General features: G+C 42.7%; 14 protein-coding genes. 6 read left to right on the forward strand and 8 right to left on the reverse strand.

Annotated elements, in window-relative coordinates; all coding sequences use genetic code 11:
- The first annotated feature begins 188 nt into the window (after window positions 1-188).
- From yajC to FQ082_RS07900, 4 genes are all read left to right on the forward strand, one after another.
- The gene (gene yajC / locus FQ082_RS07885) at window positions 189-515 is read left to right on the forward strand and encodes a preprotein translocase subunit YajC (RefSeq protein ID WP_011513446.1); all 327 of its coding nucleotides are present in this window, start codon (window positions 189-191) and stop codon (window positions 513-515) included.
- 305 nt (window positions 516-820) lie between these two features.
- Window positions 821-2,698 carry a protein translocase subunit SecD gene (gene secD, locus FQ082_RS07890; RefSeq protein WP_133104192.1) on the forward strand — a complete coding sequence of 626 codons (1,878 nt, stop codon included), beginning with the start codon at window positions 821-823 and terminating at the stop codon, window positions 2,696-2,698.
- A 9-nt stretch (window positions 2,699-2,707) separates the two neighbouring features.
- Window positions 2,708-3,952: a protein translocase subunit SecF gene (gene secF / locus FQ082_RS07895; RefSeq protein ID WP_149492689.1), complete on the forward strand. Its 1,245-nt coding sequence runs from the start codon at window positions 2,708-2,710 to the stop codon at window positions 3,950-3,952.
- 207 nt (window positions 3,953-4,159) lie between these two features.
- Window positions 4,160-5,578 (forward strand): MATE family efflux transporter, encoded by a 1,419-nt coding sequence (locus tag FQ082_RS07900; RefSeq protein ID WP_149492690.1) that lies wholly within the window; start codon window positions 4,160-4,162, stop codon window positions 5,576-5,578.
- Here the strand turns inward: FQ082_RS07900 and FQ082_RS13020 are convergent.
- Complete coding sequence (locus tag FQ082_RS13020; protein ID WP_188018929.1) at window positions 5,551-5,694, reverse strand: hypothetical protein; 144 nt, start codon at window positions 5,692-5,694, stop codon at window positions 5,551-5,553. The two genes, FQ082_RS07900 and FQ082_RS13020, sit on opposite strands and share 28 nt — an antisense overlap.
- A gap of 77 nt (window positions 5,695-5,771) precedes the next feature.
- On the opposite strand from FQ082_RS13020, the gene FQ082_RS07905 reads away from it, so the two are divergent.
- Both FQ082_RS07905 and FQ082_RS07910 read left to right on the forward strand, forming a co-directional pair.
- Entirely contained in the window at window positions 5,772-6,503 is a 732-nt protein-coding gene (locus tag FQ082_RS07905) for an AzlC family ABC transporter permease (RefSeq protein WP_149492691.1), read from the forward strand.
- Window positions 6,493-6,852, forward strand: a complete 360-nt coding sequence (locus FQ082_RS07910) for an AzlD domain-containing protein (protein ID WP_149492692.1) — start codon at window positions 6,493-6,495, stop codon at window positions 6,850-6,852. Before FQ082_RS07905 ends, FQ082_RS07910 begins: the two co-directional genes overlap by 11 nt.
- A 110-nt stretch (window positions 6,853-6,962) precedes the next feature.
- On the opposite strand, the gene purF is transcribed toward FQ082_RS07910, so the two are convergent.
- The 7 genes from purF to sixA form a co-directional block, all read right to left on the reverse strand.
- Entirely contained in the window at window positions 6,963-8,498 is a 1,536-nt protein-coding gene (gene purF, locus FQ082_RS07915) for an amidophosphoribosyltransferase (protein ID WP_149492693.1), read from the reverse strand.
- A 253-nt stretch (window positions 8,499-8,751) separates the two neighbouring features.
- Window positions 8,752-9,249 carry a CvpA family protein gene (locus FQ082_RS07920; protein ID WP_011513439.1) on the reverse strand — a complete coding sequence of 166 codons (498 nt, stop codon included), beginning with the start codon at window positions 9,247-9,249 and terminating at the stop codon, window positions 8,752-8,754.
- 98 nt (window positions 9,250-9,347) lie between these two features.
- On the reverse strand, window positions 9,348-10,382 hold the full coding sequence (locus tag FQ082_RS07925; protein WP_149492694.1) for a quinone-dependent dihydroorotate dehydrogenase: 1,035 nt from the start codon (window positions 10,380-10,382) through the stop codon (window positions 9,348-9,350).
- 309 nt (window positions 10,383-10,691) lie between these two features.
- Window positions 10,692-11,093 (reverse strand): DUF4870 family protein, encoded by a 402-nt coding sequence (locus FQ082_RS07930; protein WP_226939338.1) that lies wholly within the window; start codon window positions 11,091-11,093, stop codon window positions 10,692-10,694.
- A 238-nt stretch (window positions 11,094-11,331) separates the two neighbouring features.
- The gene (gspM, locus tag FQ082_RS07935) at window positions 11,332-11,895 is read right to left on the reverse strand and encodes a type II secretion system protein GspM (RefSeq protein WP_262498185.1); all 564 of its coding nucleotides are present in this window, start codon (window positions 11,893-11,895) and stop codon (window positions 11,332-11,334) included.
- Window positions 11,895-13,193 carry a type II secretion system protein GspL gene (gspL, locus tag FQ082_RS07940; RefSeq protein WP_149492696.1) on the reverse strand — a complete coding sequence of 433 codons (1,299 nt, stop codon included), beginning with the start codon at window positions 13,191-13,193 and terminating at the stop codon, window positions 11,895-11,897. Before gspL ends, gspM begins: the two co-directional genes overlap by 1 nt.
- Window positions 13,194-13,310: 117 nt before the next feature.
- On the reverse strand, window positions 13,311-13,769 hold the full coding sequence (gene sixA / locus FQ082_RS07945; protein ID WP_149492697.1) for a phosphohistidine phosphatase SixA: 459 nt from the start codon (window positions 13,767-13,769) through the stop codon (window positions 13,311-13,313).
- Window positions 13,770-13,848 lie beyond the last annotated feature (79 nt).

Below are 13,848 nucleotides of genomic sequence, written 5' to 3' on the forward strand. Positions count from 1 at the left end.
TTTATAAGTCAATGGTTTCTATATAATGTAGACAGTTTAAAAAGTAAGATAGGCAAAGTAATGCGCTATCAACATGCCTTTAGCTTAAGAAAAACATAACCAGCTTATGATTAACAGTTACCAAGTCTGGTATTTTTTGCTACTATGCGTCTAAATTAATTGTTATCTATAACTTGTCGAGAGAAACTATGTTGTTATTTATCCAAGCCGCTCATGCTGCTGAAACTGCCGGTGCGGCATCACTGTTCGGTCAAATCTTATTACCAGTTGCTTTTTTTGCTATTTTTTACTTTTTGGTGATTCGTCCACAATCAAAACGTACTAAAGAACATCGCGCTATGGTAAGTGCTTTGACAGTCGGCAGTGAAATCATATTTGCTGGTGGTTTGATGGGTCGTATCAAACATTTGGAAGGCGATTATGCAGTGGTAAGCTTAAATAATAATACAGATATCAAGGTACAACGTGCTTCTGTTATTTCAGTATTGCCAGCTGGTACCATCGAAAGCGTTTAAACGTCATTGGCATCTTTGATAATTGATATATGTGATCGTTAAAGTTATTCAGCACGATAATGACTGGCTATTACTGTATCAGCATCAATTAACAGTTGTAATGATTATAAAATGACCGTACATTATTTACGGTCATTTTTGGCTTTACCGTTTTATGCTTTATTATCATCGCGGATGATCACAGTGGTGCACTATCATGGCTTCTATGGCAGCTAAATAAGCACCTCACCATTGTTATCGCTAACTTCCCATCTGCTAACTTGTGGCCTGCGTCGCCAGTAGTTTATCAACCTAAAGAAGTGATTATGCAATATCCCGCTTGGAAATACCTACTCATCACCGTCGTACTTATCATTGCCGGTCTATACGCTGCTCCTAACTTATATCCTGACGAACCTGCCGTACAGATTACCAGTGCTGCAGCAGGCACACAGTTGTCTGATGGCATTTTAACGCAGTCACAAGACTTGTTAAAAGAAGCTGGCTTGAACTACCATGATGGTACGTTTAAAGGTAACAGTGCATTGGTACGTCTTGACAATCCAGTCGATCAGCTCAAAGCTCAGGAAGTATTGAGAAAAAACTTGGGTGAGAACTATGTGGTCGCACTGAACTTAGCGCAGACAACGCCGCAGTGGTTGCGTGATATCGGCGCAAAGCCCATGAAACTTGGTCTTGATTTGCGTGGCGGCGTTCGTTTCGTCTTAGAAGTTGATATGGATAAGGCGCTCGAACAACGTCTGACCAGTGCCAGTCGCGATATTCGACGAGATCTAAGAGCTGAGCGCATTGCTGTTAAAGGTATCAAAAACGACAAGCGTAGCGTGGTATTGCATTTTTCCGATACAGACACTCGTAACCGTGCCCAAAACGTTTTGCAAAGCTCAATGGGTAACACCTTTGCCCTGCAATCTTCTATTGATGAGCAAGGCCCTGCCCTGATTTTGGCGTATAACGATGCAACGCTTGATGAAATCAACAGCTATGCGGTCAATCAAAACTTGACTACCCTACGCAATCGTATTGCTGAGCTTGGGGTAACAGAAGCCTTGGTACAATCACAAGGTGCTAGCCGTATCGTCGTTGAGCTACCAGGTGTACAAGATACCGCTGAGGCAAAACGCGTCCTTGGTCGTACGGCCAATCTTGAATTCCGTATGGTCGCTGAAGGTGCCGAAAACTATACAGGCGGTATTCCGCCTGCCGGTACTGAAGCATTCCCATTTGAAACCCTTGATGGTCCGCCAGTATTATTAGAGCGCCAAGCGATTGTCACTGGTGATAAAGTTACCAATGCTCAAACCGGTATTGATGAAAGTGGTTCACCTGAGGTTAGTATCACCTTAGACAGTGCTGGTGGTAAGCTGATGCAGAATGCTACCCGTACAGCGGTTGGCAAACAAATGGCAGTATTGTTTATTGAAAATAAACAGCGCATCGCTTATGAAGAAGACCCAGTTACTGGCGAAACGATTGAAGTTCGGACGCCATATGCTGAAACAAAAGTCATTAACCGTGCAAATATCCAAGCAGTACTAGGCTCATCTTTCCGTATCACTGGTCTGGATAGTAGTGCTGAAGCCGCTGAGCTTGCATTGTTACTACGCTCAGGCGCGTTAGCGGCACCAATGTATTTTGTTGAAGAGCGCACCATTGGTCCATCACTGGGTCAGGAAAATATTGATAAAGGCTTATTCTCTACGCAGGTTGGTTACTTACTAGTCTTTGCATTTATGATTATCTTCTATCGTCTGTTTGGTGTGATTGCCAATATTGCTCTAGCAGTTAACGTTATTATTATTATCTCTATTATGTCCATCTTAGGCTCATCACTGACGTTACCGGGTATCGCTGGTATCGTATTGACCATTGGTATGGCGGTCGATGCTAACGTTCTAATTTTTGAGCGTATCCGTGAGGAGATAGCTAATGGAGTGAGACCGAAATCGGCTATCGTGGCAGGTTTTGATCGCGCCTATAGTAGTATTTTCGATGCCAATATCACAACCTTACTGGTCGCCTTTATCTTATTTGCAATTGGTACAGGTCCGATTAAAGGCTTTGCGATTACTTTAGCCATTGGTATTGTCAGCTCGCTGTTTACGGCTATTTTGGTCACCCGTGCACTGATACAAATTGCTTATGGTAAGCGTAAATCTATCAAACGTCTGAGCATCGGTTAGGAGAAAACTATGGCAATCGATAATAACAATCCTCTAGAAAAACAGAACAATCCTGAACCGAATGGCTCAAATAATGAAGCAACTACGCGTCGCCGTAAAAAGCCGCGCCGTGATGGCAAAGGCAGTAATACCCAAACCAATAACGCCACTGCTAAAAAATCAGCTAATAAAAATCCGCGTAGTGGCAAAAGCGCTGATAAAGATAGCCAGGTGCTCGCGCCTGCTGCTATCGATCCTAACTTAGCATTGGGTGACGCTGCTGACGATGCAGCTGCCTATGCCGAAGGCGGTATCAAAGCCGTTGGTGATCAGCGTATCATCCCTTTTATGAAGATAGAAAAGCCAATGGGTATTTTATCAATCATTTTGGTGATTGGTAGTATCATTGCAATTGCGGTCAATGGCTTAAACCTTGGTCTTGATTTTACCGGTGGCGTGTCAGCAGATGTGCGCTATGAGCAATCTGTCGAGCAAGGTGATGTGGTTACTGCGTTGGCAGATAATGGCTTTGATGATGCAGTCGTGCAGTACCTAGGCACCTCGCAAGAGCTGCTAATACGTTTGCCGCCTCAATCTGATAACATCGATGGTCTTAACACCAGCTTGAGCGAAGCATTAGCGCTACCTAATAACGATGTTGAAATCAGCAATGTGAATATTATCGGTAGTCAAGTGGGTAATGAGGTTTACTTAAGCTCAGTCATGTCGATTGTGCTTGCACTAGCGTGTATGCTGGGATATGTCGCCCTGCGCTTCCAGTTCAAACTGGCGCTTGGCGCGGTATTGTCCTTGTTCCATGATGCTATCGTGACCATCGGTGTCTTTGCCTTATTTGGCTTCCCATTTGATTTAACAGTACTAGCAGCCATCTTGGCATTGATTGGTTATTCATTGAACGATACCATCGTTGTCTATGACCGTATCCGTGAAAATTTCCGCCGTGTCCGCGGTATTAGTCCGCGTCAAACGATTGATTTGTCATTGACAGAGACACTACGCCGTACGATTATGACCATTTCAACCGTGCTATTAGTGGTATTAGCAATGCTGTTCTTGGGCGGTGATGGCTTATTCTGGTTCTCAGCTGCACTGTTTATTGGTTTACTTGCTGGTACTTACTCCTCTACCTATATTGCAAGCTCGATTCCTCTAGCGATGGGTCTGTCACGTGATGACTTTATCGTCAAAGTAAAACCTGAGTTTGAAGAAGAAATCGTGACTTTCAATGATCCAAAGATGTTTGAACAAGATTGATAATGGCACCCCTGCTCACTTGGTAAATTCTCTATTAAGTGAGTAGATAAGCGTGATCATGAAAAAAGCACCTAGACTCTAGGTGCTTTTGTTTATGTATCATGGTCAAAATCAAATCAATACCTAAAAATTTTAGCGCTGCTATAAGTTATTATCCTTAGCACTACCTATGAGCATTCTTAATCTGCCTATCTAAGCGATTGCCTTATGTCATCTATCCTACCGCCACGTCCTATGCCGCCTATTGATACTCGCTATGCACGTATTATCGCTATTGCATTGCCAGTATTATTGGCAAATCTTGCAATGCCACTACAAAGCGTCATTGATACAGCTATTATTGGTAATATGAATGATACGGCAAAACTTGCTGGTATCGGACTTGCTGTACAACTGCTATCACTATTGCTCGTCAGTTTTAACTTTTTGCAATATGCCTCGTCTGGACTTTCTGCTCAAGCTCTTGGGCAATTAGATAATAGAAGCACTGCTCATAACGGCGAGTTAAAAGATAACCGTGGTCAGCAATCACCGCTGTTGTCCATCTTGCAACGCGCTTTGGTTTTGGCATTTATGATTGGTGCCGTTTTACTACTGGTAAAACCTTGGCTCATTGATTTTGGTCTACAAGCGCTTGCCGCCAATCCTGATAGCGGCGATGCAGCAAAGACCTATTTAGATGTGCGCTTTTGGGGTGTGATTGCTGAGCTAATGAACTTTGCTTTTATTGGCTGGTTTGCAGGTCAAGGCAAGACCCGTTATATGCTATATCAACAAGGTTTTATCGCTATACTCAATATCATTCTGACACTATTTTTTGTTTTTGCAATGGATATGGGCTTGGTCGGTGTCGCATTGGGTACAGCGATTGCCTTCTGGCTAGGCGTAGTATTGGCATTATGGTTAAGTCGTCTACATTTGAAAATCTCTTGGCAGGCGTTATTTACCGCTGACCCGCAGCATTTTAATAAAGATGAGATGCTTAGGCTATTTTCACTAAATAAAGATATTTTTATTCGTACGCTTATTTTAACGTTAAGCTTTGCTTGGATTACTCGACTCTCTGCTCAAAGCGGCGATGTCATACTTGCTGCCAATGCTATTTTATTACAAGTATTGAGCATCTCAGCCTTTGCCCTTGACGGGGTGGCAGTCTCTGCTGAGACGTTAAGTGGACAAGCAGCAGGTCGACGAGATTGGTCGCGCTTTCGCATTATTGTGAAGCGTACTGGCATCGTGAGCTACGGTCTTGCTATCCTGCTAAGTACGATATGGTGGCTTGCCATGCCCACATATTTACAGTTTATGACCAATATCGAACCTGTTTTTACGCTCGCTTACGACTATCATTTATATGCTGTCCTGTTACCACTTGTCGGGGTTGGTGCTTACTGGTTAGATGGGATATTTTTTGGTTTAACAGCAGGTAGCATTATTCGCAATGCAGCCCTTATATTAGCGGCTATCTTTTTCCCATTGAGTTGGTTGTTTTATCAGCAGTGGGATATGACGGGCATCTGGCTCAGCGTATGGTGTTTATTGTTGCTAAGAATGTTGATACTTGCTGGATTTTTATACCGTGCTCATCAAACTGGTGGCTATGAAAAACTCCAACTTGACCATTGACCATTGACCATTGACCATTGACCATTGACCATTGACCATTGACCATTGACCATTGACCATTGACCATTGACCATTGACCATTGACCATTGACCATTGACCATTGACCATTGACCATTGACTGATCAGCATTACACTATTAAGCTCCCTTTAAAATTTAATAACAAACAAAAATGGTAAAAACTAGGATGTGACGTGAATACTCAATCAAATGAGATCAATCAAACTCAGGTACAGGGCTATGACTGGACAGAAGGCTTTAAAAAAAGCTTACCAGTTGCCATGGGTTATTTGCCAGCGGGCATCGCCTTTGGTGTGCTTGCGCAAGTTGCCGGTATACCAGTATGGGCAACGATTATGCTCAGCGTGGTGTTGTATGCGGGTGCCGCTCAATATGCCTGCCTACCAATGTTAAGTGCTGGATTACCGATTGGCAATATCGCAACCAATATTGCTGCTATTAACTTGCGTCATGTTTTTTATGGCATGCCGTTGTTACAATATCTACCAAAGAATAAAATAGCCAAGACCTATTGCTTGTTTGCTCTAACTGACGAAACTTTTTCGGTGATGACCAGTTTGCCGAATGAATCACGACAAGCGTTGATAGTGCCCATAAGCTTATTCAATCAAAGCTGGTGGGTATTAGCAGGTGCGATTGGTGTAATGATCGGTAGTGCACTGAGTGATTTAGTACCGCATTTGGATTTTGCCTTGGTCTGTCTGTTTGCGATTTTAGCTTATGAGCAATTTCAAAGCATCAAACGTTATTTCCCTATTATTATTGCTGTCATTGCTTTAGTTATCGCCTCGTTCTTTACCAGTAACTGGTTATTATTGGTAGCGATTACGATTTGTATGCTTATGATTTTAGTCCGTGGATTTTGGGTGCAGCGCAGTGTGCAAGGAGGCAGTAATGAACAGTAGTTATCTAATTTTTGCAACGTTCGCGATGGCAGCAGTGACTTTTATTACCCGCGCTCTACCCGCTTTAATACCCAAAAAGCTACTGGATACGCCTTGGCTGCATCGATTAAATGAAAGTTTACCGTTATCGGTCATGGTACTACTGATTTTAACCAGTTTGTCTTATCAAGGACTGTCACACAATATTGCTTTGAACAGTGCAGAGGTGCATTTATTAATGGCACAAATTGGCGCTTTATTATTGGTATTGTTTGTCTATCATATTAGCCGTCAATTACTGGTCAGCATGGTGGTCGGTATCACTGCGATTAATGGCTTTTTATGGTTATTTAATGATTTTTTAATCTAAAGAATCACTCTTAAAACTATATATTTCGACAATAAATTTAATAGCAAAAAGGCTGAATTCATTGAGAATCCAGCCTTTTTTACTTACTTTATCTTAAGATATAAAGAGGCTTAAAGTTCTTCTACACCCATCATATCTACTGGCGTATCAGCGACTATTTGTACCCCTTTTTTACCCTTTTTAGCAGTGTCGTTACGCTGTTCTTGCAGATGCTCAAGATACGCTTCATTGATTTGACCAGTGATGTAGCAGCCATTAAATACGGCACAATCAAAACCTTCAACTTTACTATGCTTAGTATCTTTGACCGCTTCAATCAAATCGTCCAAATCTTGGAAAATTAAGCGGTCAGCACCAATGATATCACGCACTTCTTCAACGCTATGTCCTGACGCAATAAGTTCGCTACGCACTGGCATATCAATACCATAGACATTTGGATACTTAACCGGTGGCGCTGCACTGGCAAAGAATACCTTGCGCGCACCTGCATCGCGTGCCATTTGGATAATCTCATGGCAGGTTGTACCACGGACGATTGAATCATCAACTAAGAGTACGTTTTTACCTTTAAACTCTAGTGGCACTGCACTTAGCTTTTGACGCACTGACTTTTTGCGTTGCTGCTGACCTGGCATGATAAAGGTGCGACCGATATAGCGGTTTTTCATAAACCCTTCACGGTACTTGATATTCATCTTTAGCGCTAGCTCCATCGCTGAGGTACGCGAGGTATCAGGGATAGGAATGACCACATCGATATCATGATCTTCACCCCATTCAGCAAGGATTTTATCGGCCAGTTTTTCACCCATACGTAGGCGTGATTTATAAACGGAGATATTGTCCATAATAGAATCTGGACGGGCAAAATACACATATTCAAAAATACAAGGTGTATATTCTTTTTGCTCAACGCACTGATGCGTATGCAATTTATGGTCCAAATCAATAAATATAGCTTCGCCTGGCTTAACATCACGAACAATACTAAAACCTGAACCGGTCAGAGCAACCGATTCTGATGCCACCATATATTCTGTGCCACCATTAGCTGCCATGCGCTTACCAAATATAAGCGGACGAATACCGTTTGGATCACGAAATGCTAGCAAACCATGACCAGTAATCAAAGCGACTACACCATAAGCGCCTTCAACACGGCCATAAACCGATGTCACGGCTTCAAAGATGTCAGCAGGCGTTGGATGGGTTTTGCCTAGATTTTGCATTTCATGTGCCAGCACATTGAGCAAAACCTCAGAATCTGAGTCGGTATTTAGATGACGACGATCTTCTTGATAAAGCGACTTCGCCAAGCTCTCAGCATTGGTCAAGTTACCATTATGTGCCAGCGTGATACCGTAAGGCGAGTTGACATAAAAAGGCTGCGCTTCAGCACTGCTTGACGTTCCAGCAGTTGGATAACGCACATGACCGATACCAAACTTACCGACCAGCTTTAACATATGGCGATTCATAAAAACGTCACGTACCATGCCGTTTTCTTTGCGTAAATATAAACGTCCATCCTGTAAAGTCACAATACCTGCCGCATCTTGCCCACGGTGCTGCAACATGGTTAAGGCATCATACAAAATTTGGTTGACCGGCTCATGAGCTGCGACCCCAACGACTCCACACATAGTTGTATCCTATTTTGAATTTGAACCACACATTAAAAACACAATAACGGCATCACTACTGATAAAATCGCTTTAGTTTGTGACCTATCATATGCCGCCAAGCTGATGATGTTTGCTAAGATTAAAATCTTTTTAAGAAGAGAATGATCTATGACACAAACGGTTGATGATTAAGCTAATAATTAAGCAGTGATAATTGATGGATGGTATTTTACGAATATTAGATGCGGTTGAATAGCTTTTTATTCAACCCTTATGATTGATTGACCTGATCCCAAGCCATCCCAAACATGTCTGAGACGAGCGCTTTACCGACAGGCGCATAAGGTAACAGCTCAGGTGCCAGTACAGATGTCTGCCACTGCGGCATTTGTACCAATAGTGGCGCACTAATGCTAAGAATCACCAAAACCATCAGCACATTTTTAGCAGCACCTAATAGGCCACCTGCCATCTTATCAAGTACACCCAAACGTAAGGTTTTTAAGACACCTGAAAAGACAAAAGCAACCAAGTGCATGATAGCCAATATCGCAATCACTACCAATAAAAAAGCAGCAGCCATCTGTAAGACAGGGTTCTGGATGATACTCGATAACTGCGGTGCTACGGAAGCGGCCAATCGACTTGCTGCAATAAGAGCGATAAACCAACCGACCAAACCAACTGCCGTCTTAATCAGACCCACTTGAAAGCCGCGCCATAAGCCTATTAGCACCACAACAGCAATCACAATGTCTAAACCACTCATGTTTACCGCCTCGTTACTTTATATCTTTTGTATCAGGTGTTGAATTAAGTATTAGATAACAAGCCTTCATACTTTTAATCTAATCCATATAGCTTCAATTAATTTTCCATCGCGTCGTAATAACCACCGATAGACTGTATACAAGACTGTACAAGCCCAGGCCCTTTGTAAATAAGCCCTGAATAGAGCTGAACCATATCTGCGCCCGCTTCGATTTTCTTGACAGCTTTAGCGCCGCTATCGATACCGCCGACCCCAATCAATGCCACTTTACCATCCAGCTGATCAGAGAATTGTTGTAAAATCTGCGTACTAATGTGGCTGACCGGACGACCTGATAAACCACCTGCTTGATCGCCATCGGGCAAATCTTCAACGCCTACGCGGCTCAACGTGGTATTGGTCGCAATCAAACCATCAATCTCGAAATCCAGCAGTTGCTGAGAGATATAATCTACCTGTATTGGATCTAAATCAGGCGCGACTTTAAGAACCAATGGCACATAAAAACCGTATTCTGTTGCCAATTGACTGTGACGGTTTTTGATCGCATCTAACAGGTGGGTTAATGCTTCTCCGCTTTGCAGGTCACGTAAATTTGCGGTATTTGGCGAAGAGATATTGACAGTGATGTAGGAAGCATGTGGGTAAACACGCTCTAAGCAGTAAACATAGTCATCAGCCGCTTTTTCAACTGGCGTTGCAGCATTTTTACCGATATTAATGCCGATATTGCCTTTGTATTTACAGCGCTGCACATTTTCAATGAGGTAGTCGACACCTTTATTGTTAAAACCCATACGGTTAATAATGGCGTCTGCTTGTTTGAGCCTAAATAAACGCGGTCTATCATTACCAGCTTGCGGCTTTGGCGTGACCGTGCCTACTTCGATAAAGCCAAAACCAAGCTCAGCTAAGGCGTCAATATAATCGCCGTTTTTATCCAGTCCGGCTGCTAGCCCAACAGGATTAGAGAATTGCAAGCCCATGCAATCAGTTGGCTGCATAGATTGACCATAAACCAAACCTAAAACCCGCGCTTTATGAGCTTTATCCAATAAGGATAAGGTCATTTCATGCGCGTGTTCAGGGTCCATATTAAACAAAAAAGGGCGAAGTAAGGCATAAGACATAGTAACGACAGACCCTGCTTGAAAGTGAAAATGAATAAAGAAAACCAATGTGGTCAAGCGCAGCGATTATATCAGCTTAGTCGAAATAAGACCAAAGTTTCATCAGCCAATTTTACTATAGAGAATATATAGTGAATTCAGTATTAAAACGATACAGCGGGACTGGAGTAAATTTTACGCAGCCTCTGTCGGCGTAGGCACAGCACGCCAGAAAAATTTATTCCAGTTCCGCGTTGCAATATAGCGTATCTATTTTATTTGGAATCGACTATAGATAGCTACTCTCTATAATAAGATGTAGCTCAATTATTAAGGGACAGGTCGACCATCCGCTAAAGCAATCCAGCCTCGCACGATACGGTATAAATGCCAAATAAAGGCAACACCCATAATAATAAAACCAATGCTAGCCAGTAATACCGAGCCGACAGCGATATTACCGCTATCCGCCATAATACTCACGCCAAAGCTACCAAGAGCAAAAGTGATGATGCCAATACCCACGATAAACCATACGATGCTGTACCAAAATGTTTTAATCTGCCAGTCAAAGTGCGTGGCAAGCCATGTTCCATCAGCATCACGACGTTTGGCATAATTCATAAAGATAGGCACAATCCACAGTAAACCGGCAGTAAAATAACTGAGTACATATAATAAATACGTAATGTGGTTATACGTTACTAAAGAGCGGCTTTGTTTATTATTCATATTATCACTCATCGGATTATTTATATGATCACCTGTCATGGCATACATAGCATATTGTGCTGATTATAAAACCCTACACATAAATGAGGCATGAATTTTAAAGTGAAACATTTGTTATAGCTATTTTATAGTGTCTAAGAAGTACTTTTTCAATAAGGTCTGTTGTATAAATGGGTTTGTTAGCATAAAAGCTATTGGCTACTTCTGAGTAAACTTTATCCCAATGCCCCTTGCCCCTTTATGATGAGGTCACGGTAGCCTGAACCTGAATCGCTTTAGTGAGTAAATCTTGCTGCATAGACAACTGAGTGAATTGCCAGCCTTGTTGTTCAAGCTTACCAAGGGCAGCACTCACCACTGCTTGACTCGGATTATTAAAGCTCAATTGTACCGTCTCACCATTAGCAATTACTTGCGCCTCTACAATGCCTGAGTTAGTCAACAGCGCATTGACACTACTAGCAGCAGGTATTACCTCTGCACCATCAGTAGTATTGGCAGCCACTAACGCATTACTATCGATATTACCTGCTTGAGCACGCAACCAAAAATAATCAGCAACCTGCTCTTGATACTCGCTTTTACTATTGTTGGCTGCCTGATGAATGCTGTAACCGCCATAACCGCCAACAAACAATAGTAAAAAAGCAGACAGTAGTAGCAAAGCTAACTGGTCACGAGAAGACAATGCTTGCCAGCGTACAAATAGCAGGTTTTGATAGCCTGTTATTCGCGCTGATAATCCACTTGTCTGCAGCATCGTTGAGCTACGTTTGGTACGGCGCTGTAGTATTTTCATCATTACCCTTTATTGCCGACACTGCTGTTGTTTTCTATGACATTGACCGTTACTTGACCGCTAAACTGCCCTTGCTCATTGCCATTCACTTGCTCTAGTTTTGCCGTTAGACCTTGCGCGACGAGTGTAGCAGTAAACTGATCAAGACTGCCGCGATCAGGAGCAATCAACGTAAAGCTAAGTGCTGAAGGCTGCATAACCAATGCTTGCGCTTTTAATGACGACTGTTTAATCAAAGGGGATATACGCGAAAGGACTGCCATATGTGACGCGGGTGCTTGGCTATCGCTACGCAATTTTGGTTGTAGTTGAACTTGTAGTTTGGTACGCGTACTGAGTGGCTCATTTGGAAACCAAGACTGATATTGTGTCGCAATCTCAGTCTTAGTCGCAGTTGTTGCCTCATTATATTGATACCACTGCACCGCATCGGTCGCCATCTGCAATACTAGTGCTGATAACGCCACCATCATCGCCACACGAAGATAAGGTGACAACTGCGAATCCGTTGACTTAACAAAAAAGTTCAGCGCATGACGCTCTGCGTTATCAAGTGGTTTTGGCGTCGTTACTAGTGTGGTTAATAACAGTTGATGCTCAGCTATCATGTCAGCTGTAATCGCGGTAAAGCTGCCTGCTGCTATAGAGTTTTCGAGCTCAGTTCGATTAGCAAGCTCATTATCAGTCGTAATGATATCAGAAACGTAGCCGTTATCGTAAACAGGGTCATCAATGGCAGGTACTATCAAGATCTCGCTTAAATGCGGAAAACGCTCAAAGATTAGCGGTAAATAGCTGACTGCCATCCCTTGATATAAAGATTGGCGAAGCAACACGGTTTCTTTGTCTTGATATAGGGTAATTTGCTGCCCAGCCCCTTCTTCTGGCAGTGGCAATAATAGAAAATCAGGCAGCAAGGCGATGATATTCATGCCAGCAATCTTTGCGCTTTGTTGCCATAACTCGATATCACTTTGTGCCAGCGCATATAGATGGTGCGTGTTGTTATGACTCATTTGCCGAATAGCCAATTGCTCAACAGGCGTTAAAGACGTTTCTTCAAACAAGTACTGCTTGCCACTACTGCCTAACTGCTTAAGCTGAGTGCTGTTTAGCTCCGTATCGACCTGTAACATATGGGTAGATGGAAAATAAAGACAAATGGCTTTTTGGCTATTTGCTTTATAGCGACTATAGATATCCTGTAGCTGCTGCCAACCCTCGACCAACTGCCAGTGTTGACTGTCTTCATGCCAGACCGCTAGTGGACTGTGCTGCGCTCTTAACCAAACATGTAACACCAAATGTGTCCTCAATTGTTAAAGCCATAATATATCAAAGCTATCGTTTAGCTAAAATGCAGATGATCTAGGACCATCAACAGCAGCACTATTATTAACCATCAATAATAACTTATATTAATAAGGCTGATCCGGTACAAAGCGGGCAATCTCGCGTGCCATACCTGCCATCACAAAATCCATCTCAAACACACGTGCTTCTGCCAAAGCAAAAGACTCAGGATAGTCATTGATTAGTAACCCTGCGATATAAGCAACGATAGACATATGACAAACCACCACCAGACATTCAGCTTCAATGTCAGCAATCTCATTCAACGCTTGACGCGCATCGTCAGACGGCGTGAGATTGTCTTGTATGCTCGATGGAACAGTAGGCAGTTGTGCCTGGAGTTCTGCCAGTGTTTGCTGTGCCCTCGCATAAGGACTGACCAAAAAATAATCGGGATGATAATGCGTAGTGATATATTTTGCGGTCTGCTTTGCTTGCTGCTGACCAAAATCCGTCAGCTGGCGGGCGCTATCGGGACGCGTCTCGTCTTCTGCTTGACCATGGCGCATCAAAATAATTTTCATAAGTTATCAGCCTTTTTTATTGTTGTTATATCGCCAGTGCAAATTATAAGTAACTCTCTTTTAATGACACGCTATTGCT

This window comes from Psychrobacter sp. ANT_H56B, from assembly GCF_008369245.1.
Taxonomy (GTDB): Bacteria; Pseudomonadota; Gammaproteobacteria; order Pseudomonadales; family Moraxellaceae; genus Psychrobacter; species Psychrobacter cryohalolentis.

Excerpts from the sequence above, each read along its gene's own strand:
- FQ082_RS07900 (WP_149492690.1), top strand. The coding sequence starts at position 4,160 with ATGTCATCTATCCTACCGCCACGTCCTATGCCGCCTATTGATACTCGC.
- FQ082_RS13020 (WP_188018929.1), bottom strand. The coding sequence starts at position 5,694 with ATGGTCAATGGTCAATGGTCAATGGTCAATGGTCAATGGTCAATGGTC.
- FQ082_RS07930 (WP_226939338.1), bottom strand. The coding sequence starts at position 11,093 with ATGAATAATAAACAAAGCCGCTCTTTAGTAACGTATAACCACATTACG.
- secF (WP_149492689.1), top strand. The coding sequence starts at position 2,708 with ATGGCAATCGATAATAACAATCCTCTAGAAAAACAGAACAATCCTGAA.
- FQ082_RS07910 (WP_149492692.1), top strand. The coding sequence starts at position 6,493 with ATGAACAGTAGTTATCTAATTTTTGCAACGTTCGCGATGGCAGCAGTG.
- FQ082_RS07925 (WP_149492694.1), bottom strand. The coding sequence starts at position 10,382 with ATGTCTTATGCCTTACTTCGCCCTTTTTTGTTTAATATGGACCCTGAA.
- purF (WP_149492693.1), bottom strand. The coding sequence starts at position 8,498 with ATGTGTGGAGTCGTTGGGGTCGCAGCTCATGAGCCGGTCAACCAAATT.
- sixA (WP_149492697.1), bottom strand. The coding sequence starts at position 13,769 with ATGAAAATTATTTTGATGCGCCATGGTCAAGCAGAAGACGAGACGCGT.
- secD (WP_133104192.1), top strand. The coding sequence starts at position 821 with ATGCAATATCCCGCTTGGAAATACCTACTCATCACCGTCGTACTTATC.
- gspM (WP_262498185.1), bottom strand. The coding sequence starts at position 11,895 with ATGATGAAAATACTACAGCGCCGTACCAAACGTAGCTCAACGATGCTG.
- yajC (WP_011513446.1), top strand. The coding sequence starts at position 189 with ATGTTGTTATTTATCCAAGCCGCTCATGCTGCTGAAACTGCCGGTGCG.
- FQ082_RS07920 (WP_011513439.1), bottom strand. The coding sequence starts at position 9,249 with ATGAGTGGTTTAGACATTGTGATTGCTGTTGTGGTGCTAATAGGCTTA.